Origin of the sequence: Vibrio sp. 10N.286.52.C3 (assembly GCF_041468865.1) — a bacterium.
Lineage (GTDB): Bacteria > Pseudomonadota > Gammaproteobacteria > Enterobacterales > Vibrionaceae > Vibrio > Vibrio crassostreae_C.
In genome coordinates, this window is sequence record NZ_JBFRJM010000122.1 from 1 (window position 1) to 2,838 (window position 2,838).

Here is a 2,838-nt window from a genome sequence, read left to right on the forward strand (position 1 = left end):
TTTAATGTCCAAAATCTCTATCAATGAGAGCACCTTGGAACTTCAAACACTGACAAGTCGCCCCGTGGGTTCATGGGGCGGATACGTCCAAAGTCCAAGAGATTTTACGATTAATATCTTGAATATCAGCAGTTGTGTCTAATTGTTTAGATATGTGGAAAAAAGATGATAAAGAATTACGTGTTTTAATCGTTTTCTATTCATTAATATTATTCTGTTTCGAAACCCAGTGAAAGGGAATTCATTGGTTGTTAAGGGTAAAGGATGTGTAAAAATAATAAATATTATTCTTAGATAGGCAGTTAAATACAATGTTAAGAAAAACAACAATCACAACAGTTACAACAACTCTCCTGATGCTAGCTTCTGCTGTACATGCAAACCCATATATTGGAGCATCTGTTGGTCAAGCAAATTTCGAAAGTGCAGACTTTTCTGTTGATTCTCCACTTGGTTCTAGCATCTCTTCATTAGAGTTAGATGATGATTCAAGTTTAGCGGGCAAAATCTACGGTGGTTATCAGTTCAACCGTTATATTGCTTTGGAAGGCTCCATTGGAGGTTATGATGCTTTGGACGGTGATTCAGTTACTGTCGGCGACATGAAATTTGCAGCGATTCAACCTAAAGTTATTTTACCGATTAATGACCGTTTTAACCTTTTTGCGAAAGCTGGGGTAGCATATTTTAATGCTGAGTTTAAGGTAAGTAATTCTTTCGTTGGTGCTGCTGGCCATTCAACACTTTCTGACACAACAGTGGCTGCCATATATGGCTTAGGGGCTGATTTTTCATTGACAGATAATCTTCGTATTGAAGCAACATGGGATTATATGATACCAGAACTAGAAGTGGCAAAAGGGCTTGGTGCGACTGCCACTGTGGATGCTGAGATTAGTGTTTTCTCTCTTGGAATGAATTACCACTTCTAATATTGAAATTCTAGGGAGCTAGGAATATATGGCTCCCTTTGCTATGTTTTAGCTGAGATAAATAGCAGTGGAATTGTTGTGAATGATGTAAACCTTAGACACTTAGATCAGTTGCTTAAGCATTTTGAGATTCACTTATCCCATTCCATAGGCTTAGGTGAATTAGAGGTTGCGCTATGCACCTCTAAACGTAATGCATCAATTGTTATGAAAAAGCTCTCCGAACAAGGTTGGATAGAATGGATCCCCGCAGTCGGTAGGAGTAATCCGAGTAAACTTACGATTAAAAAATCGTTGCAACAAGCGATTACCGAATTATTGATTAACGAACTAATTAAAGGCAGTTTTAAATTAGTATCCCGCCTCGTCGACCTCTACGGTTCGACAGCCGTCCGAGCTCTTACTATAGCAACTGAACAACTCAATCAAACCAATGAATCAAGTAATGCTGTATTGATAGCTTCCTATCCGTGGGTAAACACTATTGATCCAATTAAGACATTTTGCCATGCAGAACTGCATATAGCAAAAAGCGTATATGATGTATTGTTGGTTCAGAGTCCAGATGGTGATCTAATGCCTTCCTTAGCTCACGATTGGGTGATGGAAGATACAAGGATGACTCTATGGCTACGTCCCGGCGTTTACCGACATGATGGTGAGCTTTTGCAAGTTCAAGATGTAGTTTGGAGTATTAGACGTTTAATTGAGGGTAATGGCCCTATAAAAGAGTTATGGCAATGTGCCGAACGCGTAGATGCAGTCGCACCCAATTGTTTAGTTATTACTCTCAAGTACGCCAACAAGTTTTTTCCTTATATGCTAGCTATGTCTAACGCATCTATTGTTTGTCGAGATCAGCAAAGTTTCGGTGATAAATACAGTTACCATATTGGAACAGGGCCGTTCAAGATTGAACACTGGTGTGAAGACAGTATTCAACTTCGAGCACATAAAGACTATTTCTCTACTCGAGCTTTGTTAGAACGAGTTACTTTGTCGCATGCCGATGCGGATATGCAAAATATGATTAGCTTTAATTGCCCGTCGGACCAAGTTGAAGTTCAGGGTATTAGTGCTTTATTCTATTTAACTTATCGAGAAAGGGTTGACTCGAACATTTCGCGAGATACATGGCGCCAACTAGCCGATTATATCCATCAGCAAAAACAGCTACATGATCCTATTAATGCGGTCGAAAGCTTAGCTTTTGATCCCTGTAAAGCTAGGCCAATGATAGCAAACGCCCCAAGCTTGACAGGGAAGATTGTCTTGGCTGAGCCCAAATGGACTATTCCATACTTAATTCGTAATTCTCAATGGTTACATAATGTTATCCGTTCAACAGGAGTGGAGTTGGAAGTTGTTATCGTCAGTAACATTAGTAATCCTCATTTGGTGTCTGAACTAGCTGATATTCTCCTTATTGAAGATGTAATAGAGACACCTGTTGATTACGGAATTTACGAATGGTTAAGTGTGTCAACGGGATTACGATTTAGTTTTGACCGTTTTAAAATGGATGAGCATCAAGCTAAGATAAAACGGGCGATAAGTGGCGAATCACCATCTAGTGAGTTGATGGAGATGGAAAGGGATTTACGTTTAAGTTATACCTATTTACCGTTATTTTCTGGTTATGAAGAAATGTCTAGAACTCAACAAGTCAGAGGGGTTCAAATAAGAAAAACAGGTTATAGTGACTTTTATCGACTTTGGGTCGAACAGTGATTGCTGAGGTTAGAATTCTCTACTATGAAGGTGCACAGCCAAGATGCTACAACAGCACATAGATACTTTCTTGATCGAGTGCCACACGGCGAAATAGATCCGCAAACGTTTGGTCACCACCAAAACAAGTTTGGATGATAAGCGCACCATAAACCCCGCATTCTAATCTTTCAGC

Annotated in this window: 2 protein-coding genes; both read left to right on the plus strand. The window is 39.5% G+C overall.

The window, feature by feature from the left end; all coding sequences use genetic code 11:
- The first annotated feature begins 311 nt into the window (after nucleotides 1-311).
- Nucleotides 312-932: an outer membrane beta-barrel protein gene (locus AB4138_RS23640; protein ID WP_372129151.1), complete on the plus strand. Its 621-nt coding sequence runs from the start codon at nucleotides 312-314 to the stop codon at nucleotides 930-932.
- A gap of 78 nt (nucleotides 933-1,010) precedes the next feature.
- The gene (locus tag AB4138_RS23645; RefSeq protein WP_372129148.1) at nucleotides 1,011-2,663 is read left to right on the plus strand and encodes an ABC transporter substrate-binding protein; all 1,653 of its coding nucleotides are present in this window, start codon (nucleotides 1,011-1,013) and stop codon (nucleotides 2,661-2,663) included.
- The last annotated feature ends 175 nt before the right edge of the window (nucleotides 2,664-2,838 follow it).

What these genes read in the sequence shown, in the direction of transcription:
- AB4138_RS23640 (WP_372129151.1), top strand. Translation starts at nt 312, where the DNA reads ATGTTAAGAAAAACAACAATCACAACAGTTACAACAACTCTCCTGATG.